The organism is Nocardiopsis dassonvillei, assembly GCF_964273065.1.
GTDB lineage: Bacteria > Actinomycetota > Actinomycetes > Streptosporangiales > Streptosporangiaceae > Nocardiopsis > Nocardiopsis dassonvillei_B.
Window position 1 is genome coordinate 1433639 of sequence record NZ_OZ186815.1, and the last position, 24410, is coordinate 1458048.

At 74.6% G+C, this 24410-nt stretch carries 21 protein-coding genes; 14 read left to right on the forward strand and 7 right to left on the reverse strand.

Annotation, left to right across the window (positions count from 1 at the left end; translation table 11 throughout):
* Positions 1-4 precede the first annotated feature (4 nt).
* The 3 genes from ACSUPR_RS06415 to ACSUPR_RS06425 form a co-directional block, all read right to left on the reverse strand.
* The gene (locus ACSUPR_RS06415; RefSeq protein WP_436890103.1) at positions 5-1042 is read right to left on the reverse strand and encodes an ABC transporter substrate-binding protein; all 1038 of its coding nucleotides are present in this window, start codon (positions 1040-1042) and stop codon (positions 5-7) included.
* A gap of 299 nt (positions 1043-1341) precedes the next feature.
* Positions 1342-2394, reverse strand: coding sequence for an ABC transporter substrate-binding protein (locus ACSUPR_RS06420; RefSeq protein ID WP_436890104.1), 1053 nt, complete (start codon positions 2392-2394; stop codon positions 1342-1344).
* 259 nt (positions 2395-2653) lie between these two features.
* The gene (locus ACSUPR_RS06425) at positions 2654-3529 is read right to left on the reverse strand and encodes a MetQ/NlpA family ABC transporter substrate-binding protein (RefSeq protein WP_436890105.1); all 876 of its coding nucleotides are present in this window, start codon (positions 3527-3529) and stop codon (positions 2654-2656) included.
* A 243-nt stretch (positions 3530-3772) separates the two neighbouring features.
* Here ACSUPR_RS06425 and ACSUPR_RS06430 point away from each other — a divergent pair, with 243 nt between their 5' ends.
* Positions 3773-4309, forward strand: coding sequence for a winged helix-turn-helix domain-containing protein (locus ACSUPR_RS06430; protein ID WP_436890107.1), 537 nt, complete (start codon positions 3773-3775; stop codon positions 4307-4309).
* A gap of 63 nt (positions 4310-4372) precedes the next feature.
* Here the strand turns inward: ACSUPR_RS06430 and ACSUPR_RS06435 are convergent, their stop codons facing one another.
* Positions 4373-4870 (reverse strand): MarR family winged helix-turn-helix transcriptional regulator, encoded by a 498-nt coding sequence (locus ACSUPR_RS06435; RefSeq protein ID WP_436890108.1) that lies wholly within the window; start codon positions 4868-4870, stop codon positions 4373-4375.
* Positions 4871-4971: 101 nt separating this feature from the next.
* Between ACSUPR_RS06435 and ACSUPR_RS06440 the strand changes: the two genes are divergently transcribed.
* Complete coding sequence (locus ACSUPR_RS06440; protein ID WP_436890110.1) at positions 4972-5595, forward strand: YczE/YyaS/YitT family protein; 624 nt, start codon at positions 4972-4974, stop codon at positions 5593-5595.
* Positions 5596-5606: 11 nt separating this feature from the next.
* Positions 5607-6182 carry an NADPH-dependent FMN reductase gene (locus ACSUPR_RS06445; protein WP_436890112.1) on the forward strand — a complete coding sequence of 192 codons (576 nt, stop codon included), beginning with the start codon at positions 5607-5609 and terminating at the stop codon, positions 6180-6182.
* Between the two features lie 35 nt (positions 6183-6217).
* On the opposite strand, the gene ACSUPR_RS06450 is transcribed toward ACSUPR_RS06445, so the two are convergent.
* Both ACSUPR_RS06450 and ACSUPR_RS06455 read right to left on the reverse strand, forming a co-directional pair.
* A complete protein-coding gene (locus ACSUPR_RS06450; protein ID WP_436890113.1) occupies positions 6218-6604 on the reverse strand; it encodes a rhodanese-like domain-containing protein in 387 nt (128 codons plus the stop codon).
* A complete protein-coding gene (locus tag ACSUPR_RS06455; RefSeq protein WP_436890114.1) occupies positions 6601-7134 on the reverse strand; it encodes a cysteine dioxygenase in 534 nt (177 codons plus the stop codon). Before ACSUPR_RS06455 ends, ACSUPR_RS06450 begins: the two co-directional genes overlap by 4 nt.
* A 491-nt stretch (positions 7135-7625) precedes the next feature.
* On the opposite strand from ACSUPR_RS06455, the gene xylB reads away from it, so the two are divergent.
* The 3 genes from xylB (at position 7626) to ACSUPR_RS06470 (ending at position 13012) form a co-directional block, all read left to right on the forward strand.
* Positions 7626-9011, forward strand: a complete 1386-nt coding sequence (gene xylB / locus ACSUPR_RS06460; RefSeq protein ID WP_436890116.1) for a xylulokinase — start codon at positions 7626-7628, stop codon at positions 9009-9011.
* A 391-nt stretch (positions 9012-9402) separates the two neighbouring features.
* Positions 9403-10356, forward strand: a complete 954-nt coding sequence (locus ACSUPR_RS06465) for an aldo/keto reductase (RefSeq protein WP_436890118.1) — start codon at positions 9403-9405, stop codon at positions 10354-10356.
* A 175-nt stretch (positions 10357-10531) separates the two neighbouring features.
* Positions 10532-13012 (forward strand): ATP-dependent Clp protease ATP-binding subunit, encoded by a 2481-nt coding sequence (locus tag ACSUPR_RS06470; RefSeq protein ID WP_436890119.1) that lies wholly within the window; start codon positions 10532-10534, stop codon positions 13010-13012.
* A 240-nt stretch (positions 13013-13252) separates the two neighbouring features.
* Here the strand turns inward: ACSUPR_RS06470 and ACSUPR_RS06475 are convergent, their stop codons facing one another.
* Positions 13253-14353, reverse strand: a complete 1101-nt coding sequence (locus ACSUPR_RS06475; RefSeq protein WP_436890121.1) for a glycoside hydrolase family 5 protein — start codon at positions 14351-14353, stop codon at positions 13253-13255.
* Positions 14354-15297: 944 nt separating this feature from the next.
* Between ACSUPR_RS06475 and ACSUPR_RS06480 the strand changes: the two genes are divergently transcribed.
* The 8 genes from ACSUPR_RS06480 (at position 15298) to ACSUPR_RS06515 (ending at position 24044) form a co-directional block, all read left to right on the forward strand.
* Complete coding sequence (locus ACSUPR_RS06480; RefSeq protein WP_436890122.1) at positions 15298-16647, forward strand: MFS transporter; 1350 nt, start codon at positions 15298-15300, stop codon at positions 16645-16647.
* On the forward strand, positions 16637-18055 hold the full coding sequence (locus tag ACSUPR_RS06485) for a pyridoxal phosphate-dependent decarboxylase family protein (protein ID WP_436890125.1): 1419 nt from the start codon (positions 16637-16639) through the stop codon (positions 18053-18055). Before ACSUPR_RS06480 ends, ACSUPR_RS06485 begins: the two co-directional genes overlap by 11 nt.
* A gap of 106 nt (positions 18056-18161) precedes the next feature.
* Positions 18162-19451, forward strand: coding sequence for an ATP-grasp domain-containing protein (locus ACSUPR_RS06490; RefSeq protein ID WP_436890127.1), 1290 nt, complete (start codon positions 18162-18164; stop codon positions 19449-19451).
* Positions 19452-19480: 29 nt separating this feature from the next.
* Positions 19481-21523 (forward strand): CocE/NonD family hydrolase, encoded by a 2043-nt coding sequence (locus ACSUPR_RS06495; protein ID WP_436890128.1) that lies wholly within the window; start codon positions 19481-19483, stop codon positions 21521-21523.
* A 62-nt stretch (positions 21524-21585) separates the two neighbouring features.
* Positions 21586-21987 carry a four-helix bundle copper-binding protein gene (locus ACSUPR_RS06500; protein ID WP_436890131.1) on the forward strand — a complete coding sequence of 134 codons (402 nt, stop codon included), beginning with the start codon at positions 21586-21588 and terminating at the stop codon, positions 21985-21987.
* A gap of 39 nt (positions 21988-22026) precedes the next feature.
* Entirely contained in the window at positions 22027-22299 is a 273-nt protein-coding gene (locus ACSUPR_RS06505) for a hypothetical protein (RefSeq protein ID WP_436890132.1), read from the forward strand.
* Positions 22300-22453: 154 nt separating this feature from the next.
* Positions 22454-23728 carry a cytochrome P450 gene (locus ACSUPR_RS06510; RefSeq protein WP_436890134.1) on the forward strand — a complete coding sequence of 425 codons (1275 nt, stop codon included), beginning with the start codon at positions 22454-22456 and terminating at the stop codon, positions 23726-23728.
* Between the two features lie 94 nt (positions 23729-23822).
* Positions 23823-24044, forward strand: coding sequence for a hypothetical protein (locus ACSUPR_RS06515; protein ID WP_436890135.1), 222 nt, complete (start codon positions 23823-23825; stop codon positions 24042-24044).
* Positions 24045-24410 lie beyond the last annotated feature (366 nt).

A 24410-nucleotide genomic window follows, 5' to 3' on the forward strand; every position in this document is an offset into this window, starting at 1 on the left:
GCGCCTACCCTTCCAGCCCGGCGACCGGCTCTCGGCCGTCCTCGGCGAGGAGGGCGTTGAGCGGGTCCAGGGCGTAGATTCCGGTCAGGTCGACGGGGTCGAGCAGGCCGATGGCCTCGGCTCTGTCGGCTCCGGTGAGCAGTGAGGACGCGGCGGGGTCGACGGTGAAGGCGATGTTGCCGAGCGCCGCGGCGGTGAGGTCGGGGTCGGGAGTGCTCCCGGTGAGTTCTTCCAGACGGGCGGAGGCGGCGCGCAGGGCGGTGTCCGGGTCGTCGTCGAGCAGGTCGACCGCCTCGAGGTGTCCGCGCAGCAGGTCCTCGACGCGTTCGGGGTGCTCGCGCAGGAGTTCGGCGGAGACGACCAGGTGGGTGGTGACGTACTCGCCGCCGGGCCACAGGTCGGCCTCGTCGACGAGCAGGTGCGCCCCGTCCTCGGCGAGCAGGCGGCTGAGGAAGGGTTCGGGGACCCATGCCCCGTCGATCTCGCCGAGGGCGAAGGCCTCGACGGCCTCGGGGTTCTCCTGGGGCAGGATCGACAGGTCTCCGCCGCCTGCGGTGTCCACCTCCCAGCCCCGTTCGAGGGCGAACCAGCGCAGGGCCACGTCCTGGGTGCCGCCGAGCTGGGGGGTGGCCAGGGTGGTGCCGGCCAGGTCGCCGACGTCGTCGATGCCCTCGCGGACCACCAGGCCGGTGCCGCGGGTGGCGGCCCCGGCGACGATGTGCAGGGCCCGCCCCTCGGACTGGTACCAGCCGTTGACCGTCGGGCTGGGGCCCAGGTAGGCGGCGTCGACCTCGCCGGAGAAGAGGGCGTTGACCGCGTCCGGGCCGCCGTTGAAGGTGCGGGTGTCGAAGGCGGTGTCCCCCAGGGCGTCGGCGAAGATCCCGTTCTCCACCCCGACCAGGGCCGGGGCGTGGGTGAGGTTGGGGAAGTAGCCGAGGGTCAGCGTGTCCTCCTCCGCGGCGTCGGCGGCGCACCCGGTGACGGCGAGCCCCAGGGCCAGGGCCACGGCGGGGATCCGCCGGGGCGGGGCGGGAACACGCATGGGAGGGGTCCCTTTCCGGTGCGGTCTGCGAACGAGGAAAACTCTACTTAATAAGTAGGATTTGTGAAAGTCGACGCGCACCCCCCGGTCCGGAGGCGGATCCCGGGCGGGGGCGGGACCAGGGGCCCCGCCCCCGCCCCCGGTGCACAGCCCCCGGGAAAAGCGCAGCTCAGAGCGGTGCCGTCCGGAAAGCTCCCTCGTCGGGGGCGCCGCGCGCCCCGGGGGCTGCGCCCGAGTGATCCAGACCACTTTCCGTGACGGGCGGGCGGCGGGCCCCCGGGAGTCCGCCGCCCGCCGGCTCAGAAGCCGGCGACCTCGTCGCGCCCCAGCTCGGTCAGTACGCCGTTGAGCAGGTCGAGCGCGTAGATACCCTCCAGGTCGACCGGTTCCAGCAGACCGACCGCCTCGGCGTGCTCGGCACCGCCGCGCAGGGACTCGGAGACCGGGTCGACGGTGAACGACGTGTTCTCGAAGGCCGAGGCCACCAGCTCGGGGGCGAGCTCGCCGCCGGTCAGCGACTCCAGGTGGGCGGTGGCCGCCGCCTGGGCGTCCTCGGGGTTGTCGTTGATCCAGTCGACCGTCTCCACGTGCCCGCGCAGCAGGTCCTCGACGACCTCGGGCTCCGCCTCGAGGAAATCGGAGTTGACGATGAGGTGGGTGGTGACGAATTCGCCGCCGGTCCCGGGCCACAGGTCGGCCTCGTCGAGCAGCAGGCGGCCGCCGCCCTCCTCGACGAGCCGGCTCAGGTGGGGCTCGGGGACCCACGCGCCGTCGATCTCGCCCAGCAGGAAGGCGTCGATGATCTCGGAGTTCTCCTGGGGCAGGATCGACAGGTCGCCGCCGCCCTCGGTGTCGGCCTCCCAGCCCTGTTCCCGGGCGAACCAGCGCAGCGCCACGTCCTGGGTGTTGCCCAGCTGCGGGGTGGAGAGGGTGGTTCCGGGCAGGTCCTCCACGCTGTCGATGCCCTCGCGGACCACCAGGCCCGCACCGCCCGACGTGGACCCGGCGATGATGCGCAGGGCCGTCCCGCCCGACTGCGACCAGCCGTTGATGGCCGGGTTGGGGCCGATGAAGGTCGCGTCGACCTCGCCGGCGAACAGGGCGTTGATGGCGTCGGGCCCGGCGTTGAAGGTCTGGGTCCGCAGCTCGACGTCGCCCAGCGCCTCGGCCAGGGTGCCGTTCTCCACCCCGACCAGGGCGGGGGCGTGGGTGAGGTTGGGGAAGTAGCCGAGGGTCAGAGCGCCGGCGTCCCCGGATCCGCCGTCGCCGTCCGGACCGCCGCACGCGGCCGTGGCCAGGCTGAGAGCCAGGACGGCCGCGGCGGAGGAGAGCACGGGGGTGTGCTTGCTCATCATCGTTTCCTTTGCACGACGCAGGGGAGGTCGGAGCGACCACCAAAACCATACTTAATCAGTAGGATTTATAGGAAGTCAGCCCACAGTGATGCGGATCACATCGGAGGCGGGGGCGGAGCCGCCCCGCGAACGCCGGAGGGCGGTGGAGCGCACGGCTCCACCGCCCTCGCGGTGCACTGGGTCCCGCACCGCCGGCGGGGCCGGGGCGGCGCGGGGTACTGCTGCGGCGACGGGGCCCGCGGGCCCCGCCCGGGTCCTACTCGGCGGTCTCGACGACGTTGCCGTCGGCGTCCACGGCCAGGACGACGCCCTTCCAGGACTCCTTCACGAACTCCAGGACGCGCTCGTCGTGCAGCAGGTCGGCGAGGAGCCGCACGCGCTCGTCGTCGGCGTTCTCCTCCAGGGCCACCAGGCCGTTGGCGTAGGCCTCGACGTAGTCGTCGCCCTCGGGCTCCCAGGCCAGGACGTTGCTCTCCTCGGGCAGGTTCGCCTCGATGGCGTAGTTGCCGTTGACGACCGCGGCGTCCACGTCGGCGATGGCGCGCGGCAGCTGCGCGGCCTCCAGCGGCGTGACGGTGATGTCCCTGGGGTTCTCGGTGATGTCCTTCTCGGTGGCCAGCCCGCCGGCCTCCGGGTCGACCTCGATCAGGCCCTCCTCCTGGAGGATGCCCAGGGCGCGGTTGAGGTTGGCCGGGTCGTTGGGCACGGCGATCTCGGCGCCCTCGGGCAGGTCGCCCACGCTCTCGACGCTCTCGGAGTACAGGCCGAGCCGCTCGATGTGCACGTCGGTGACGTACGTGAAGTCGGCGTCGGGGCCGTTGGCCGCCCACTCGGCGAGGTAGGTGCGGTGCTGGAAGTAGTTCGCGTCCAGTTCGCCCTCGACCAGCAGGGTGTTGGGGGTGTTGTAGTCGGAGATCTCCACGATCTCCAGGTCCAGCCCGGCCTCCTCGGCGAGGTTCTCGTCGATGAAGGCGAGGATGTCGCCGTGCGGAACGGGGCTGACGCCCACGCGGAGCACCTCCGAAGCGCCCTCTCCCCCGCTCTCGGCGGCCTGCTCGCTGGGGGCGCCGCAGGCGGTGAGCGCCAGGGTGACAGCGGCGGCGGCACCGATGACGGCTGAGGTCGTGCGCATGTGCGCTCCTTCGTGATCGTGAGGGTGGAGGATCGCGGGGGGCTCCGGCGCGCCGGTGCGGCACCGGGGGCCGGAAGGGATCGGAGGGCCGTGTGGGACATCCGATGATCTGACCAAAGACTACCCCACCTTGTTGGTAGGAAATTCGCTTTCCGACCCCGGGAGACGTGGCGTCCACCACATGCGGCCATATTACCCACTAATACGGTAGCTAATATCTGAAATAGGTCGCATCATGGAGCCATGCCCACCGCACACACCGCCACAGCCGCCACCGAAGCCCGGCCCACCCGCCCGGCCCCGACCGCCGTGCCCGGCCCCCGGGCAACCCCCGGCGCCGTCGGCATCGCCTCCGCCACCGGGTCGGGCGAGCACCCCCTCCTGGGCGTGCTGCCCCTGCCCGGAGGCGGAAAGTACATGCTGGTGTACGGGGTCATCGTGGACGAGCCCCACACCCGGGGCCGCCCCCTGCCGCCCGCGGGAGGCCTGCTCCTGGACCGCGACGCCCGCCGGGTGTGGTCGGACGGGCGCGAGGTGGAGCTGACCTACCAGGAGTACGAGCTGCTGGAGTGCCTGACCGGCGCCCCCGGCCGTGCGATCACCCGCACCGAGCTGATGCAGCGGGTGTGGGGCGCCGCGGAGGGGATGCACTCGCGCACCATCGACGTGCACATCCACCGGCTGCGCCGCAAGCTCGGTCCGGCGGGGGACCTCATCGCCACCGTGCGCAGGGTCGGGTACACCTACCGGGGCCCGAGCACACACTCCCCCGAGCCCTGAGACCCGGCGCCCGGGCGGACCGGCCCGCGGCGCGGTCCGCCCGGCCCGGCACCGGTCCCGGCATCAGCCCCGCCCGCGCACCCGGCGTTCCGGGCTGCGCGTGGGCGTGTCCCGCGCCAGGCGCTCCACCACCTTCTCGGCGATGTCGCCGAGCACCCGGAGCTCCTCCTCCGTGAGCAGGTCGATGAAGTGCTCGCGCACGGAGGCCACGTGGGCGGGCGCGGCCGCCTCCAGCACCTCCCGCCCGTGGTCGGTGAGCGCGATCTCGCTGCCCCGGGCGTCCTCCTCCGCCTCCAGCCGCCGGACCAGGCCGCGCTTCTCCATGCGCGAGACGTGGTGGGACAGCCGGGAGGTGGACCAGAGCATGCGCGCGGCCATCTCGCGGGTGCGCAGCCGGTTCCCGGGGGTCTCGCCCAGGTTGGACAGCACGTCGTAGTCGGCGTCCGACAGGCCGTCCTCGGCGAAGTCGCGGGTGATCCGCAGGTCGAGCAGCGCGCGCATGCGCCGGTAGCCGCGCCAGGCGCGGGCCTCGGGGGCGGTGAGCCAGCGTGGTGGTTCCATGCCCCCGACCCTAGCGTTGACGCGTCACCAATACTCCGCCTATATTGGTGACACGTCACCGGAGCATCGGATTCTTGGTGACACGTCACCAAAGGAACGCCATGTCCCCCCTCCCCCTCCGGTACACCGCCCTCACCGCCGGCCTGGCGCTGTTCGGCCTCGGAATCGCCCTGATGGTCCGGTCGGACCTGGGGATGTCCTCCTGGGACGTGCTCCACCAGGGCCTGGCCTGCCGCACCGGACTGCCGCTGGGCGGGGTCGTCATCGGGGTCGGCGTGCTGGTGCTGCTGCTCTGGCTCCCCCTGCGGCAGCGGCCGGGCCCCGGCACGGTCGCCAACGTGCTGCTGGTCGGCCCGGCCGTGGAGCTCTCCCTGGCCCTGCTCCCCGACCCGCAGACCCTCGTCTGGCGCTGGGTCCTGCTCGCGGCGGGCATCGTGCTCACCGCCGCGGCCACCGCCCTCTACGTCGGCGCGGGGCTGGGCCCGGGCCCCCGGGACGGGCTGATGACCGGTCTGGCCGCCCACGGCCCGAGCATCGCCCGGGCGCGCACCGCGGTCGAACTGTCCGTCCTCGTCCTGGGCTGGCTGCTCGGCGGCTCGGTCGGCGTCGGCACCGTGCTCTTCGCCCTCGCCATCGGCCCGCTCACCCAGGCGTTCCTGTCAGTGCTCAGCACCGGGGAACCCCTCCCCGCCCCCGCTCCCGCCCACTCGGAAACGAAGAACTGAGGAAGTACCCCATGCCCCGCCTGATGGTCCTCTCCGCCAGCACCCGTCCCACCAGCCCCGGCCCGTCCATCGCCTCCTGGGTGACCGACCGCGTGCTGCGGGAGGGCGTGTTCACCCCGTTCACCGTCGACCTGGCCGCACTGTCGCTGCCCTTCCTGGACGAGCCGGGCTCGCCCTCCGAGGACGGGCCCGTGCACCCGCACACCAAGGCCTGGAGCGCGGTGGTCGACTCCGCCGACGCCTTCGTCTTCGTGATGCCCGAGTACAACCACTCGTTCACCGCCCCGCTCAAGAACGCGGTCGACTTCCTCTTCCACGAGTGGCGGCGCAAGCCCGTCGGGTTCGTGGGCTACGGGATGTCCTCGCGGGGAATGCGCGCGGTGGAGGCGTTCCAGCCGGTGGCGGCGGCCCTGGGCCTGGTCCCGGCGGCCCCGGTCGTCACGGTCGGGCTGCGCGCCGACCTGGACGAGCACGGGGTGTTCCGCCCCGGCGCGCACCTGGACTCCGCGGCCGACGCCATGCTCGGCGAGCTGGGCGCACTGGAGCGGGCGCTGTCCGGGCTGCGCACCCCCGCGGCGGCAGGCTGACCCGGCGAACCCCGGGCTGCGTGCGCCCGGGCGGTTCAGTCCCGGGGTCCGAGGACCGGCAGGCCCTCGGACCGCCAGGCCCGGAAGCCGCCGACGAGGTCGGTGGCCCGGCTCAGGCCCAGCTCCTGGAGCTGGGCGGCGGCCAGGCTGGAGGCGTAGCCCTCGTTGCAGAACAGCACGATGTGCCGGTCGGCGGAGTCGGCCTCGGGCACCCGGTGAGGGCTGGTCGGGTCCAGCCGCCACTCCAGGACGTTGCGGTCGATGACCAGGGCCCCGGGGATCTCCCCCTCGGCCTCGCGGTCGGCCACGGGCCGGGTGTCGACCAGCAGGGCTCCGGCGCCCTGGGCCTCCAGGGCCTGGGCGGGCGACAGCCGCTCCAGGCGGGCGCGCCTGCTGTGGAGGAGGCGGTCGACGGCGCTCACCGGGCCTCCCCGCGGGCCGGGACGCCGCCCAGCGTGGGCGCGTCGGGCTCGGGGTCGGTGGTGAGGATGCTGTCGGTGCGGCGCAGCGCGCCGTCGCCGCCGACCTCGTAGTAGTGCATGGCGGTCAGCGGCGGGGAGTAGGCGTGCACGCTGACGGCGGGCGCGCCGGAGGTGTTGACGACGTCGTGGACGTGGCCGAGCGGGAAGCGGCCTCCCCCGCCGTCGGCGAGGGTGCGTTCGCGCAGCCCTCCGGCCCAGTAGTGCTCGACCAGTTCGCCGGCGACCACGGTCAGGGCGCCCAGGGAGCCCGCGTGGTCGTGCAGCCGGGTGGACTGGTCGGGGGTCCAGGAGATGAGCCAGACGTCGGTGTGGTCGTCGGCGTGCAGGCGCACCGACCAGCGGTCCTCGGCGTCGAAGTGGATCTCGTGCAGGCCCCGGCGGACCTCTTCGGCCACCTCGGCGGTCAGCGCGGCCAGGCGGTCCAGGGTGAGCGGTGTCGGGGCGCTGGGGACGGTGGCGTCGACGGTCATGGGCTTCGTCTTCTTCTCGGTGCTGCGGTGGTCCGGGGCACGGGCGGGGTGCGGTCGGCGCGGCGCGCCGGCCGCTCAACGGCAGCGTTCGTCGAAGGTGAGGGTTCTCCGCCAGGTCCGCAGGTGTACGGGAGTGCCGACTGCCATGCGACCCAGTAAACCACATTTCCTACAGGTTCAGTAGGAAGAACGCCGCGCCTCCGGCCCGCCGACGCCGGACCGGCCGCCCGGCCCGGAGGAGGTGCCGCCGCCGGACGGCGCAGTGGCGCACCTGGCGTGCGGGCACTCGGGCACCCGACCGGCCGGCGGTGAGCCGGGTGGCGCACACCCCGGCACCGGAGACCCCCGTCACCGCCGCCGCGGCGCGTTCGCCCGGGTGGCGCCGCCGAAGCGACCCGGGGCGCCGCGACCGGGATCCGCCCGTGACAGAACGGGCGGCGCGGACTAAATTCGTTGGGAGCCCCGACTAATTCCCTCACCGCGGAGTCACGATGCCCCTCGTCGCCGGAATCGACAGTTCGACCCAGTCCTGCAAGATCGTGGTCTGCGACGCCGAGGACGGGAAGGTGGTACGCGAGGCCCGCGCCCCGCACCCCGACGGCACGGAGGTCCACCCGCGCGCCTGGTGGGCGGCGCTGGAGGAGGCCTCGGCCGGACTGCTGGAGGGGGTGGCGGCGATCGCCGTGGCCGGGCAGCAGCACGGCATGGTGACCGTCGACGAGGACGGCGAGGTGGTGCGCGAGGCGCTGCTGTGGAACGACACCCGCTCGGCCGGGGCCGCCGAGGACCTCATCGCCGAGCTGGACGGCCCGGACGCCTGGGCACAGGCCGTGGACAACATCCCCGGGGCCTCGCTGACGGTGTCCAAGCTGCGCTGGTTCGCCGAGCACGAACCGGAGAAGGCCGCACGGGCGGTGGGCGTGATGCTGCCGCACGACTGGCTGACCTGGCGGCTGGCGGGCGGCGAAGGCGCACCCGCCACGGACCGGGGCGACGCCTCCGGGACCGGGTACTGGTCGCCGAGCAGCGGGGAGTACCGGGCGGACCTGCTCGGGCGGGCGTTCGGGCGGGAGCTGGAGGTGCCGCGGGTGGCGGCGCCGGGTGAGACGGTCGGGTACACGCCGGGCGGGGCGGTGATCGCCCCCGGGACCGGGGACAACATGGGCGCCGCGCTGGGGCTGGGTCTGGGCCCGGGTGACGCGGTGGTGTCGCTGGGGACGAGCGGGACGGTGTTCGCGGTGAGCGAGACGCCGGTGCGCGACGCCTCCGGGATCGTGTGCGGGTTCGCCGACGCGACCGGCCGGTACCTGCCGCTGGTGTGCACGCTCAACGCCGCCCGGGTGCTGACCGCGACCGCGGGGCTGCTGGGCACCGACCCGGCCGGGCTGGACGCGCTGGCGCTGGCGGCGGAACCGGGTGCGGGCGGGCTGGTGATGCTGCCCTACCTGGACGGGGAGCGCACCCCGGCGCTGCCCACGGCCGCGGGCTCGCTGCACGGGATGCGCCGGGACAACATGACCGCCGCCCACCTGGCGCGGGCCGCGGTGGAGGGGATGCTCTGCGGCCTGGCCGACGGGTTGTCGGCGCTCACCGACCGGGGCGTGCCGGTGCGGCGGGTGCTGCTGGTGGGCGGCGGCGCGCGGTCGGAGGCGGTGCGCCGGGTGGCGGCGACCGTGCTGGACGCGCCGGTGGTGGTGCCCGAGCCCGCCGAGTACGTGGCCCTGGGCGCCGCCCGCCAGGCCGCCTGGGCGCTGGCGGGCACCGCCGCCCCGCCGGAGTGGAGCACCGGCGGCGTCGCGGAGGAGGTGGCGGCGGCCCCTGCCCCGCGGGTGCGCGAGCGCTACGCCGAGGTGCGCCGCGCCTCCCACGGGGTGTGAGTCGGGGCCCGGGGCGGCGGCACCGCGAAAACCCCCTCCGGGGCCGCGGACCGGCACCGGGCCGGAATGCGCCGCACGGAGGTCCGCCGTCATCGGCGCAGGGGGCCGGGTCGGGCTCGGACGCGTCGGGCACTCCCCCGGGGCGGGCTCCGCGCGGCACCGTCAGCGAGGCCGGCGGTGGCGGTGGCCGGGGCCGCCCACAGCAGGGGCTCGGCCGCCGGGTCGCCGGCGGGTCCGCTGAGAGGTCCCGGGCCGGCCCCGGCGCCCGCTGGCCCGCGCACGCCGGAGGCGGCCGCCCGGCTGTGCGGCCGGGCGGGCGGGTCCTGGTCGAAAGGCGGAGGGTGCCCTAGCCTGTGCGCGGCACCATCCGCCTTCCTGGAACCTGGTGAACATGAACGACGTCAAGCCCCGTTCCCTCGGCGGCTCCGACCTGCGCGTCTCCCGGCTGTGCCTGGGCGGGAACGTGTTCGGGTGGACCGCGGACGAGCCGACCTCCTTCCGCGTCCTCGACGCCTTCGTCGCGGGCGGAGGCACCTTCGTCGACACCGCCGACTCCTACTCCGCCTGGGCCCCCGGCCACCGGGGAGGGGAGTCCGAGACGGTCATCGGCCGCTGGCTGGCCGACCGGGGCCGCCCCGACGGCCTCGTGGTGGCCACCAAGGTCAGCCGGCACCCGGAGTTCCCGGGTCTGTCCGCGGCCAACGTCCACGCCGCCGCGGAGGCCTCCCTCAGGCGCCTGGGCGTGGAGGCCATCGACCTGTACTACGCGCACTTCGACGACCCCGACACCCCGCTGGAGGAGAGCGCCCGCGCCTTCTCCGAGCTGGTGGAGGCGGGCCGGGTCCGCGCCGTGGGCCTGTCCAACCACGCGCCCGACCGCATCCGCGCCTGGCTGGACATCTGCGCGGACCGGGGCCTGCACGCCCCGGTCTGCGTGCAGCCGCACTACAACCTGGTGCACCGGGACATCGAGGCCGGCCTCGTGCCCCTGGCGCGGGAGCGCGGCCTGTCCCTGCTGCCCTACTTCGGGTTGGCGCGGGGCTTCCTCACCGGCAAGTACCGGCCGGGCGGCCCGGGCGTGGACAGCCCGCGCGCGAGCCAGGTGACGCGGCTGGTGGAGGACGAGCGGGCCCTGCGCGTCCTCGACGCCCTGGACACCGTGGCCGAGCGGCTGGGCGTCGCACAGGCGGCGGTGGCACTGGCCTGGCTGGCCGACCGGCCGGGGGTGGACTCGGTGCTGGCCAGCGCCCGCGACCCCGAGCAGCTGGCGGACCTGCTGCCGGTCAACTCGCTGGTGCTGGACGCCGACTCCACCGCCCTGCTCACCGAGGCCTCCGCCCCCTGATCCGTGCGGGGGCGGCGTCACCGCGCCGCCTCCGCCGGGGTCCGTACCGTTCCGCCCGGGGCGGCGGGACGGCTCCTTCCGCCACCGCCCCACGCCGGTTCCCCCTCCCGGGAACCGGACACTTCATCACTTAGGGTTATGAAGTCACTGCACTTTCGCCCGGGGGATGAACACCATGACCACCGACCTTCCCGACGACGGCGACCGCTCGTTCGACGAGATGCTGGCCCGCTTCCTGGGCTCCTCCCGCGGCCAGGTGCGCCGCGTGGACATGTCCAAGCTCATGAGCCCCGAGGCCCGCCAGGTCTCCGACGCCGCCGTCCAGCGCGCCCTGGAGAGCGGCGGCGACATCGACAGCGTCCACCTGCTCTGGGCACTGCTGCACCACCAGCCCACCCGGGAACTCGTCGAGCGCACCGCGGACACGGCCGGACGGCTGGCGGAGCTGGTCGACCAGGCGGTCGCCCACGCGCCCCGGTCGGTGCGCGCCTCGGCCCGGCTCACCCCGTCCGCCAAGCGCAGCCTGCTGGACGCCTTCCAGATCGCCCGCGCCACCGGCAGCTCCAGCATCACCCCCGAACACCTGCTGTTCGCGCTCGCCGTCAACCCCGACAGCCCCGTCGGCCGGCTGCTGCGCGACTCCGGGGTCACCCCGCAGAGCCTCCAGCAGGCCGCCGGCCCCGCCGCCGCGGAGCCCGCCGAGGAGGAGCCGTCCACCACCCCCACCCTGGACGAGTTCGGCACCGACATGACCGCGCTGGCGCGCGAGGGCCGCCTGGACCCGGTGGTGGGCCGCGACGACGAGGTCGACCAGTGCATCGAGGTGCTGGCCCGGCGCCGCAAGAACAACCCCGTCCTCATCGGCGACCCCGGCGTCGGCAAGACCGCCATCGTCGAGGGCATCGCCCAGCGCATCGCCGACGACGACATCCCCGAGACGCTGCGCGGACGACGGCTGGTCCAGGTCGACCTGGCCGGGATGGTCGCCGGGACCCGGTACCGGGGCGACTTCGAGGAGCGCCTCACCAAGCTCGTCGACGAGGTCCGCTCCCAGTCCGAGCGGCTGCTCCTCTTCGTCGACGAGATCCACACCATCGTCGGCGCCGGTGCCGCCGAGGGCTCGATGAACGCCGGGAACATGCTCAAGCCCGCCCTGGCGCGCGGTGAGCTGCACATCATCGGCGCCACCACCGTCGACGAGTACCGCAAGAACATCGAGAAGGACGCCGCCCTGGAGCGCCGGTTCCAGCCGATCCTGGTGCCCGAGCCCTCGGTCGAGGACACCATCGAGATCCTGCGCGGCCTCCAGGACCGCTACGAGGCCCACCACCAGGTGCGCTTCAGCGACGAGAGCCTGGTGGCGGCCGCCGAGCTGTCCGACCGCTACGTCGCCGACCGGTTCCTGCCCGACAAGGCCATCGACCTGGTCGACCAGGCGGGCGCCCGGGTCCGGCTGCGGATCAGGGCCTCCAGCTCGGCCCTGCGCGAGCTGGAGGAGAGGCTCCGCACCCTGGAGGAGCAGAAGGAGAAGGCCGTCCAGGACGAGGACTACGAGCGGGCCTCGGCGCTGCGCGACGAGATCGGCGCCGCCCGCGACTCCGTCCACCAGGCGCGCGGTACCGGTTCGGCGGTGCCGGAGGTGACCGCCGAGGACATCGCCGAGGTGGTCTCGCGCGGCACCGGCATCCCCGTCTCCCAGCTCACCCGGGAGGAGCGCGAGCGCCTGGTCGACCTGGAGGGCGTGCTGCACGAGCGGGTCATCGGCCAGGACGAGGCGGTCACCGCGGTGGCCGAGGCCATCCGCCGCTCCCGCGCCGGGCTGGGCGACCCGGACCGGCCGGTGGGCAGCTTCCTGTTCCTGGGCCCGACCGGCGTGGGCAAGACGGAACTGGCCAAGGCGCTGGCGGTGGCGCTGTTCGGCTCCGAGGACGCGCTGGTGCGCATCGACATGAGCGAGTTCCAGGAGCGGCACACCGCCAGCCGCCTGACCGGCGCCCCGCCCGGGTTCGTCGGGTACGAGGAGGCGGGCCAGCTGACCGAGGCGGTGCGCCGCCACCCGTACTCGGTGCTGCTGCTGGACGAGGTCGAGAAGGCCCACCCCGACGTGTTCAACCTGCTGCTGCAGCTGCTCGACGACGGGCGGCTCACCGACGGGCAGGGGCGGACCGTGGACTTCCGCAACACGGTGGTGATCATGACCAGCAACCTGGGGTCGGAGGCGATCACCGGCGGCGGCCCGATGGGGTTCACGGGCGACGGGCAGATGGACCCCGACACCGAGCAGCGGGTGATGCGGCGGCTGCGGGAGGAGTTCCGCCCGGAGTTCATCAACCGCATCGACGAGATCGTGGTGTTCCGCCAGCTGGACCGCGAGGAGCTGGACCGCATCACCCGGCTGATGCTGGCCGGGACGGAGCGGAGGCTCAGGGCGCAGGGGGTCACGGTCCGGTTCACCGACGAGGCGGTGGGGTGGCTGTCGCAGCAGGGGTACCAGCCCGCCTACGGGGCGCGGCCGCTGGCCCGCACCATCCAGCGCAACGTGGGGAACCGGATGTCGCGGATGCTGCTGGACGGGCAGATCGCCGAGGGCGACGACGTGGTCGTGGACGTGGGCGGGGACGGGGACCTGCGGATCTCCACCGCGCGCGCGACCTGAGCGGCGCGGCCGCCCGCCGGGCCTCACCGGAGGCCTGCGCGCGGTGGATGCGGCGCCGGGCGGCGCGGGCGCCCGCCGGGAGGTCGGCCGGGACCGGCGGCCCGTCCCGCCGGGGGATCGCGGAGGGCGGCCGGAGCCGGCGCCACCGGTGCCCGGTGACGCCCGTGTCCGGAGGAGCCGGCGTGCGGCGCCGGACCCGCCCGGCCGGGGGACCGGGCGGGTCCGGCACGCGGGGACCGGTCAGGCCGCCGTCCCGCTCTCCCGGATGCGGTCCCTGATCCACTCGCCCGCGGGCTTGAGCGAGGTCCAGTCGCCCGAGGCGCACGCGCCGGTCCGGAACACGGCGCCCGAGCGGAAGTCGTCGGAGAAGTTCCAGTTGACCCAGCTGATCCGCTCCTCCTCCATCAGGTCGAGGTAGGCCTGGGCGGAGGCGAAGTCGTCGGGCCCGTCCCCCGTGTACTCCTGGGTTCCGAACTCGGTGACGAACAGCGGAAGCTCCTGCGCGGCGGCGCGGAACCCCTCCCGGTGGAAGGACGTGTGCGAGGCCGCGTAGAAGTGGAAGACGTACATGATGTTGTCGGCGTCGACCGGGTCCGCCGTGATCTCCCGGTGGTCCGCGCCCTCGGAGAGCCCCAGCGAGGACCACCCGCGGGTGCCGACCAGCACGACCGCCTCGGGGTCCTCGGCCCGGATCACCGGGATCACCTGCTCGGCGTAGCTCCTGATGGACGACCAGGGCACGCCGCTGGGCTCGTTGGCGATCTCGTACAGCACGTTGTCCTTGTCGGCGTGCACGTCGGCGATCTCGGCGAAGAAGGTGCGGGCGGCGGCGAGGTTGTGGTCGGGGTCGCCCGGGCTGAGCATGTGCCAGTCGACGATGACGTACATGCCGCGCTCGGTGGCCTCCTCGATGAGCCCGTGGACCCGGTCGGTGAAGCCGCGCGGGTCGGTCTCGTAGCCGCCCTCCTGGATGTACATGGACACGCGCAGCACGTCGGCGTTCCAGTCGTGGGCCAGGGTGTCCAGGGAGGCGTCGGTGAGGCAGTGGGAGAACCACTGGAGGCCGTGGGAGCTCATGCCGGTGAGCTGGACCCGGCGTCCGTTCTCGTCGCAGAGCTTGAGGCCGCACACCCGCAGCCGGCCGTGCTCGCCGACGGGGGTGGCCGCGCCGGTCCGCGAGGAGTCGGCGACGGTGGCGGCGGGGACGGCGGAGGCGGCGGCCTGGCCGTGCACGGTGAACGCGGCGGTCACGAGCAGGCCGAGGCCGAGCAGTACGGACCCGGCACGGGCGAGGCGCGGGGCCCGGGGGGCGCGGGCGTGAGGGGGCGAGGGGTGGGGCACGGCATCCTCCGGCGGGGGTGGCGGTCCGATGCGGCCGGGGCCTGGGCCGCACCGAACCGGAAGGAGTCCTTCCGGTACCGCAACCTATGATCCCGTCACGCTGGGGTCAATCCCCCTTACGGAACGAATTCACCCGAGTCGGCGTCCGACCCTCCGGGCACCCGTGCGGACGGGTGCCCGCCGTGGGCGCGGCCCGGGCCGCGCCCGGCCTCAGGCCGGTGCGGGCTCGGGCTCCGGCGAGGGCGGCTCGGGGAAGGGACCGGGGCCCGGCGGTTCGGGGTCCGGCCCCGGCCCGGGCGGCGTGGGCGGGACGGGCTGGGGCGGGAACGGGTCCGGCGGCATCGGCGGGTCCGGCGCCGGGTCGGGGTAGCGCGCCCGCTGCGGCTCCTGTTCGCGCTCGTACGGACGGTGTGGTCGCTGCACAGTGCGCATGTCTCCTCCGTGCTCTCGGGAGGGCGGCGCGGGCGGCGCCCCGCCCGCGGCGGACCGCCGGAACGCGGTGCCGCCGCCCGCCGTCCGCCCCGTGCTGGTCGTGTCCGGATCTTGGGGTCGGAGGGATGTGTACACGGCTACCCGGGGCGGCGTCGCGGAAAACAGGCGTGACGGCACGGGGGCGCGCCCGGCGGGCCGTCCGCCTCCCGTCCCGCGCGCGGCCCCGCACTCCACCCCGTGCGCCGGCCCCGGCGGCGACCGCCGGGAGGGCCGGGGTCACGCTGAGCGAAGACCGAGGTCACGGGCGCTGGAACCGCTCCCGGACCATTGCCCGCGCCCGCACGCCGGGGTAACGTGCGGCGGGTGAACTCCCCCCTTTACACCGGGCGCGGTCATGTCGACCGCCCCGGCTCCCCCTCCCCCGAGGAGGACCGCCTCCCCCGCGCCTCCCTCCCCTGTGCTCCCCTCCCCTGGACCTCCCCCCGCCGGGCCCGCCCCTTCGGCGGGCGCGTATGACCGGCGCCCCGCTCCCCCGCGCACGGCTCCTCACCTACGGGATCGGATCCGTCGGCACCGGCGTCTTCTCCGCCCTGCCCGGCCTGCTGCTGCTCTACTACCTCACCGACGTGCTCGGCGTCGCCGCCGGGATCGCCGGGCTCGTGCTGGTCCTGCCCAAGGTCTGGGACATGCTCGTCGACCCCGCCATCGGGGTCCTCAGCGACCGGGAGGCCGTGCGGACCGGCCGCCGCTCCCGGCTGATGCTCACCGGCGCACTCCTCCTGCCGCTGCTGTTCGCCGCCATGTTCGCGGCCCCCGTCCGGTCCCCGGCCTGGTCCGCGCTCTGGGTGGGCGCCGCGTTCCTGCTGGCCACCACCGCCTTCAACCTCTTCCAGGTGCCCTACGTCGCGCTGCCCGCGGAGATCTCGCCGCGCCGCGACCAGCGGGCCCGCGCCATGTCCTGGCGGGTGGTGTGCCTGACCCTGGGCATCCTGGCCGCGGGCGGACTCGCCCCCGTCGTCGTGGAGGCCGCGGGCGGCGGGCGGCCCGGCCACCTGGCCATGGGGGTCGTCATCGGGGCGGTGCTGTGCGCGGCGCTGCTGACCGCCACCCTGGGCACCCGGTGGATCCGCGGCGGACCCGGCCCGAACACGCTCGGGCCGGTCGCCGCGTTCCGGGCGGCCCGCGGCAACCGTCCGTTCTTCGCGCTGGCCGCCGCGTTCTCGACCCAGTCCCTGGCGGTGTCGGTGATGCTGGCGGGGGCGCCCTACGTGGCCGCCCACCGGCTGGACGACTACGGGCTCACCTCCGCCATGTTCGTGTGCGTGGTCGGCCCCAGCCTGGTGGCCGTGCCCGCCTGGTCGGCACTGGCCCGGCGGTTCGGCACGGTGGAGTGCTACCTGGCGGCTCTGGCCGCGATGACCGCCACGGCCGCCCTGCTGTTCCCCGCGGTCCTCACCGAGAACGCCGCCGCGGTGCTGGCCGTGACCGGCCTGGCGGGGTTCTTCTACACCGGTCTGCAGCTGCTGCCGCTGTCCCTGCTACCCGAGACCGTGCGCGACGACGCCGGCCGCAGCGGGCAGGCCCAGGCGGGCACGTTCACCGGGCTGTGGACCGGCCTGGAGACGGGGGCCATGGCGCTGGGGCCGGGGCTGTTCTCGGCCGTGCTGGCCGCGACGGCGTTCCGCTCCTCGGACGCGGCCGGGGCCGTCGCCCAGCCGGAGAGCGCACTGATGGGCCTGAGCTGGGGCTTCACCCTGATGCCCGCCGCGCTGTTCCTGGTGAGCCTGGCACCGCTGCTGGCGTTCCGAAAGCTGACCGCCGCAAGGCGCGAGAGTGTCGTGGGAGACGAGAATGCTGCCTGAGGACGGATGTTCCACCGAGGACCTGCTCGCCGAGCTGGCCCGCCTCAAGGAGGGCGACCTGCCGGTGCGCGAGGGCCGGGTCGCCGCCTACGTGTACGACCCGGGACGGCCGCACGTCCGCGAGGCCGGGCACCGGGCCTACCTGGAGATGCTGGAGGTCAACGGACTCGACCCGACGGCGTTCCCCAGCACCGTCGCCCTGGAGAAGCAGGTGGTGGGCGCGGTCGCCGCCGCCCTGGGCGGGGGCGCGGGCACGCCCGGCATCTTCACCAGCGGCGGGACCGAGTCCATCATGCTGGCGGTCAAGGCGGCCCGCGACTCCGGGGGCGGGCGCGAGGTGGTGCTGCCGGTGACCGCGCACCCGGCGTTCCGCAAGGCCTGCCACTACCTGGGGCTGGTGCCCGTCACCGTGCCCGTCGACCCCGCGACCCTGCGGGCGGTCCCGTCGGCGGTCGCCGCCGCCCTCGGACCGGACACGGCGCTGGTGGTGGCGTCGGCGCCGTCGTACCCGCACGGGGTGGTGGACCCGGTGCCCGAGATCGCCGCGCTGGCGGCCGGACACGGGGTGCCCTGCCACGTGGACGCCTGCGTGGGCGGCTGGGTGCTGCCGTGGCTGGAGGAGGCTCCGCCGTTCGACCTGTCCGTACCGGGGGTCACCTCCCTCTCCTGTGACCTGCACAAGTACGGATACGCGCCCAAGGGGGCGTCCGTGGTGCTGTTCGCGTCGGAGCGGCTGCGGCGGGCGGCCTACTACGCCAGCGCCGACTGGCCGGGGTACACCGTCATCAACCCCACGGTGCAGAGCAGCAAGGGGGCGGGGCCGCTGGCGGGGGCGTGGGCCACCCTGCGGGCGCTGGGCGCGTCGGGGTACCGGGAACTGGCCGCCGAGGCGATGTCCGCGGCCGCGCGGCTGCGCGAGGGGGTCGCGGAGATCCCGGAGCTGCGGGTGCTGGGCGAGCCGGACGCGCCGCTGGTGGCCCTGGCCTCGGCCGACCCGGCGGTGGACGTGTTCGTGCTGGCCGACGAGGTCGCGAGGTCGGGCTGGTTCCTCCAGGTCCAGCTGTCGTACGCGGGCATCCCGCCCAACCTGCACCTGACGCTGACGGGGGTGTCGCTGGCGGGCGTGGACGCGCTGCTGGAGGTGCTGGCCGACGCGGTCGCGGCGGTGCGCGGTGCGCGCCCGGACCTGCCCGCGGGCCTGGTGGAGGCGGTGGCGGGCCTGGACCTGGAGACGGTCGACGACCGCGCCTTCGTGGAGCTGCTGTCGGCGGTCGGCGTCTCCCTCGGCGGACCGGGCGGATCGCCGATGGCCGCGGTGAACACGATCCTCGACGGACTCGCCCCCGCCACCCGGGAGGCGCTGCTGGTCCGCTTCCTGTCCGCCCTCAACTCCCCGCACACCGATTGAGGGTGGGCTCTTCGGGTAGTCGCCCTCCCACATCCCCCGTCCCCCGGTCGTCCGAGCAGGAACGGCGGGCGCGGGGCGGGGCACGACCGGAGAAACGGGAGGTCCCATGCCACGGAAGAACGTCTTCATCCCCGGCCTGGACGAGCGCAACCGCGAGATCCTCGCGAGGACGCCCACCGGACGGGAGTGCGACTTCCATCCCCTGTCCACACTGGAGAACCTCAGATCCGAACACCTTGACATCGAGAAGACCATCGCCGAGGCCCAGAGCACCATGGACGGGTTCGACGGCTCCGTCGACGCCATCGCGGGCTTCTGGGACTTCCCCATCACCCTGCTGGTGCCGATCCTGGCCGCCCCCCGCGGTCTCCCCTCCCCCACCCTGGAATCCGTCGTCCGGTGCGAGCACAAGTACTGGAGCCGCCTGCTCCAGAGCGAGGTCATCGACGAGTACCCCGACTTCGCCCTCGTGGACCTGAACGACCCGACCCCGCCGTCGAAGCCCGGGTACCCCCTCTGGCTCAAGCCCGTGAAGTCGGCCTCCTCCGAGCTCGCCTTCCGGGTGGAGAACGACGAGGAGTTCTACCGGGCGGTCGACAGGCTGCGCGAGGGGATCGGCAAGATCGGGCGCCCCTTCGAGGAGATCCTGCGGCGCGTCGACCTCCCGCCGGAGATCGCCGAGGCCGGCGGCACGTCCTGCCTGGCCGAGGCCGCCCTGCACGGGGTCCAGGTGGCCGTCGAGGGTTACGTCCACCAGGGCGAGTGCGTCGTCTACGCCACCCTGGACTCGGTCGACTACCCGGCCAGCCCGGTCTTCCTGCGCCACCAGTACCCCTCCACCCTGCCCGAGGGCGTCCGGCGGCGGCTGGCGACGATCTCCGAGCGGGTGATGGGCAAGCTGGGGCTGGACAACTCGACGTTCAGCATCGAGTTCTTCTACGACCCCGTCGAGGACGACATCCGGGTCCTGGAGGTCAACCCCCGCCACTCCCAGGCGCACGCCTCGCTGTTCGAACTGGTCGACGGGGCCGCCAACCACGAGCGGATGCTCAGGCTCGCCCTGGGCCGGGAGCCCGTGCTCCCCGAGGGGCTCAAGGGGGAGTACGGCATCGCCGCGGAGTGGTACCTGCGCCGCTTCTCCGACGGCCTGGTCACCCGGGTCCCCACCCCCGAGGAGGTACGCCGCCTGGAGGAGAGCCTGCCGGGGGTGCGGATCGTGATCGTGCCGGAGGAGGGGCAGCGGCTCTCCGCGCTCGAGGCGCAGGACAGCTACAGCTTCGAGCTCGCCAAGATCGTCATCGGCGGCGCCGACGAGACGGAGATGCGCGCCAAGTACGAGCGCTGCGCCGAGGAGCTCTCCTTCGAGTTCGAGGACGTCTCCGACGACGACCGCTGACGGCCGGCATCCGACGGAAAGGAGCCTTCATGCGGGTGATCGAGACCCTGCCGTACGAGGTCCGGACCGAGGACCACTTCTGGATCCCCATGTCCGACGGGGTGCGCCTGGCCGGACGCGCCTGGCTTCCGGTGTCCGCCGAGCTGGAGCCGGTCCCGGCGGTGCTGGAGTACATCCCCTACCGCAGGCGGGACCTCACCGCGGTGCGCGACTCGACCCACCACCCCTACATCGCCGGGCACGGCTACGCCTGCGTCCGCGTGGACATGCGCGGCAGCGGCGACTCCGAAGGGGTCCTCACCGACGAGTACCTGGAGCGCGAGCAGCAGGACGCCGAGGAGGTCCTGGCCTGGCTCGCCGAACAGCCCTGGTGCGACGGCTCGACCGCCATGATGGGCCTGTCCTGGGGCGGGTTCGCCGCCCTCCAGGTGGCGGCCCGGCGGCCGCCGAGCCTGGGCGCCATCGCCATCGCGTCCTTCACCGACGACCGCTACAACGACGACTTCCACTACATGGGCGGCTGCCTGCTCTCGGACAACCTCGCCGAGTCCGGGACCACGTTCGCGTTCGGGACCTGCCCGCCCGACCCGATGACGGTGGGCGACCGGTGGCGGGACATGTGGCTGGAGCGGCTGGAGGCCAACCGCCCCTGGATCATCAAGTGGCTGCACCACCAGCGCAGGGACGACTACTGGCGGCACGCCTCGGTGATCGAGAACCCCGAGCGGGTGGCCTGCCCCGTGCTCGCCGCCGGCGGCTGGGCCGACGGCTACTCCAACGCGGTCCTGCGCGTCCTGGAGCACCTGGAGGCGCCGCGCCGGGGGCTCATCGGCCCCTGGTCGCACCGCTACCCCCACCTGGGCCTGCCCGGACCCGCCATCGGCTATCTCCAGGAGGTCGTGGCCTGGTTCGACCGCTGGCTCAAGGGCGAGCGGAACGGCGCGGACGAGGGGCCCGCGCTGTGGGCCTGGATGCAGGACTCCGTGCCGCCCGCCACCTCCTACGAGGACCGACCCGGCCGGTGGGTGAGCGCGGACCGGTGGCCCTCCCCCGACGTCGAGCGGACGCGCTTCGCCCTGGGGCCGCACCGCCTGTTCGCCTCCGAGGAGTTCACCCCTCCCGAGGACGAGGACCCGGGCGGGCCCCTGACCATCTCCTCGCCCCTGACCGTGGGCCAGTTCGCGGGCAAGTGGGCCTCGTACAACGCGCCGCCCGACCTGCCCTACGACCAGCGGGAGGAGGACGGCGGCTCCCTGGTCTTCGAGACCGAGGCCCTGCGGGAGCCGGTGGAGATCCTCGGGGCCCCCGTGGTGGACCTGGAGGTGTCCGTCGACGAGCCGGTGGCCATGGTGGCGGCGCGGCTGAGCGACATCGCCCCCGACGGGTCCGCCACGCGCGTCACCTTCGGACTGCTCAACCTCACCCACCGGAACGGGCACGGCGAGCCGGAGGAGATGCCGCCGGGTGAGCGCCGCCGGGTGCGGATCGTCCTCAACGGGGTCGCCCAGAGGTTCCCCGCGGGCCACCGCATCCGGCTGTCGCTGTCCACCTCGTACTGGCCGCTGGCCTGGCCGCCGCCCCGGCCGGTCCTGCTGTCCGTCCACCCCGCCGGCAGCGCCCTGGACCTGCCGGTCCGGCCGGTGCCCGAGGGCGAGGACGCGAACGCCCGGCCCTTCGGCGAACCCGAGACGACGCCGGAGACCCCCACCTTCCGGAAGGAGCTGCCCGACCACCGGTGGGAGGTGCACCGCGACCTGGTGGACACCCGGTCGTCGCTGGAGATCGTCAAGGACGGCGGCATCATGCACCTGGAGGAGATCGACCTGGACGTGGGCCGCCGCGCCCACGAGCACTACGAGTCGGTGGCCGGGGACGTCACCTCGGCCCGCGGCGAGACCAGCTGGACCATGCGCTTCTCCCGCGGGGACTGGCACACGCGCACCGAGACGCACACCGCGCTGGAGTGCACCGAGGCCGTGTTCAAGGTGTACGGAACGCTCGACGCCTACGAGAACGGCGAGCGGATCTTCTCCCGGCAGTGGAGCGAGACGATCCCGCGCGACCACGTGTGAACGCGCGGCCGGACGCGCCGGCCGCGGAACCGTACGGGAACCGACAGAAGGAGGGGGAGGCCATGAGCACGGTCGGACGGATGCTGTACACCCACCCGGACGACCCGGAGGGCGTCGGGGAGAAGATCCGGGCCTGTGTCGAGGCCTGCGGCGAGTGCGCCCAGGTGTGCACCGTCTGCGCGGACGCCTGCCTGGGCGAGGACGAGCGGGACGACCTCGTCGAGTGCGTGCGCTCGGACCTGGACTGCGCGGACCTGTGCGAGACGACGTACCGGGTGCTGGTCCGCCGCACGGGGAACGACGACGACCTGGTCAAGGCGGTCCTGGACGCCTGCGCGCGGGCCTGCCGCCGGTGCGGCGACGAGTGCGAGCGGCACGCCGGGCACCACGAGCACTGCCGGGTGTGCGCCCAGGTGTGCCGCCGCTGCGAGGAGGCGTGCCGCGACCTCCTCGCCGCCCTGTGAGGGCCGCGCCGACGCCGGGGGTGAACGATGGAGGACCCGATGTCCGCAGAACCGCTGATGGCCGTCGCGTTCGTGGCGGTCCCCGTGGTGGTGATCCTGTTCGTGGTCTGGGTGCTGCGCCGGGACGTCGCCCGCAAGCAGAGGGCCCTGCGCTCTCCGGACGACTACTGGAGGGAGCGGCCCGACGGCCGCACGTACCCGACCGGGTGGGACCAGAGCCCCGGCGCCGGGAGCGCCCGCCGGGAGCCGGAGGAGGGTCCGGCCGACGGCGACCTGCCGCCGCCGGAGGGCGGCGACCCGCCGGTCAGGTGACCCCGGGCGGCCCCGCCCCGGAACAGGGCCGCCGCGGTCGGCAGCGGAGCCGCCATGTTCCCTTCCCCGGCCTGCGGGTAGTCGCCCTGGTGCGCACCGGTGGTGCGCGTTCGCAACCCGGAGTGAACGGAAGGCGGTGAGGACGATGGGCACGATGCTCACGGATCCGGGCCCCGATCTGCTGGAGAGGGCGCGCCTGCTCCCGCTGCTGTCCACACTGGTCGCCCGCGGGGTGATCGTGCGGCGGCCGCTGTGGGAGGGGGTGGCCGCGGCCCTGGACACCGACCGGCGACTGGCCGGGCTGCTGCGCGAGCTGCGCGAACGGTACGGGGACGAACCGCTGCCGCTGACCGTGGCGGGCCGCCCCCTCGCCCTGGTGCTGGCTCCCGAGGACGTGCGCAGCGTCCTGGAGGGGACGCCGGACCCGTTCTCACCGGGCGGCCGGGAGAAGCGCGGCGCGCTGGCGCACTTCCAGCCGCACGGGGTGCTGGCGTCCGACATCGACGCGCGCGGGCCCCGGCGTGAGGCCAACGAGGAGGCCCTGGCGCCCGGACGGCTCCACCCCGACACCGGGGTGCTGGACGCCCACGCCGACGAGGAGGCCGCGGTCCTGCGCCACGCTCTGGGCGGGTCCGGAGTGCTGGACTGGCCGAGGTTCTCGGCGTCGTTCGACGCTCTGGCCCGCAGGCTGGTCTTCGGGACGTGGGCCGCCGGGGACCACCTCACCACCGTGCTGCTCCGCCACCTGCGTTCACGCGCCGACTGGTCGTACGCGCTCCCGGTGGACCGGCGCACCCGGGAGGAGTTCCTCGACCGGGTGAGGGCCGGGATCGAGCGGGCCGAGCCGGGAAGCCTGGCCGCGCGGCTGCCCCAGGACGACCGGGTGCGGCCCGAGGACCAGGTGGCGCACTGGCTGTTCGCCTTCGACGCGGCGGCCATCGCCTCCTTCCGGGCCCTGGCGCTGCTCACCGCGTGGGACGCCGACGCCGGCGAGGAGGCCGGGGACCCGGCCCGGCTGGCGGCGACGGTCCAGGAGTCGGTGCGGCTGTGGCCGACCACGATGGTGATCCTGCGGGAGACGGTGCGGGAGACGGCGCTGCGGGGCCGGGTGTTCCCGGAGGGCACGGCGTTCGTCGTGGTGAGCTCCTACTTCCACCGCGACCCGCGGCTGCCGTACGCGGACACGTACGCCCCGGAGATCTGGCAGGACGGGCGGGCCCGGGCCGAACCGGGGCTGGTGCCGTTCAGCCACGGACCCGCCGGCTGCCCGGGCCGGGACGTGGTGCTGTCGAGCGCGTCTCGGTTCCTGGGGGCGCTCACCGCCGGAGGCCTGCCGGTCCGCGCGGACTCCGCCCCGCTGTCGGCCGGCGACCTGCCGGCGACGCTGGACCACACGGCACTGCGGTTCTCCCTGGCGGGGGCGCCGTGAGCGGGCGCGGGCGGCGGCGTGGACGAGGGCCGGGGCCGCCGACCCCCGGCCGCACTGCGAACCGACAGAACCCCGAATCTGAGAGGTGAAGGACATGGAATGGGCATGGGTGGTGGCCGTGGTGATGGTCGTGGCGATCATCCTGGGCGTGGTCCTGGTGCTCCGGCGCAACACCGCCGACGACCGGCGCGTACCCGGCAAGGGGGCGCCCGCCCGCAAGCGGCGCGCCTATCCGACCGGCTGGAACCGCAGCACCGGCGAGATGCGCACCTCCGATGACGAGGGGGAGCCTCCCGCTCCCCGCCGCGACGGCTGACCCTCCCCGCACCCGCGGGGAGGAACCGGCCGGGGACCGTCCCGGCCGGCCACGGGGCACCGCGCCCGCCCGGGCGCGGTGCCCCGTCGTGCGTCGCGGCCGGGTCCGCGGGCGGAACCGGGGGCCACCGGGCGGGCGCGGGCTCGGGGCGGCTCCCCAAGTGCGCCGGGCCCGCTCCCCGAGTGCGCCGGGCCCGCTCCCGGCGGAGCGCGCCGGTGTGCGGCCCGGACGGGGGCAGGGCCCGAGACCACCCGGCCGGGGCGGCCGGCCGGACCCGGCGCGGGTACGGACCCGGGTCGCGGGGCCCGGGTCGCGGGGCGGGCATCGCCGGGGCCGGAGGCGCGTCGGCCGCCCCCCGGGGCGGGG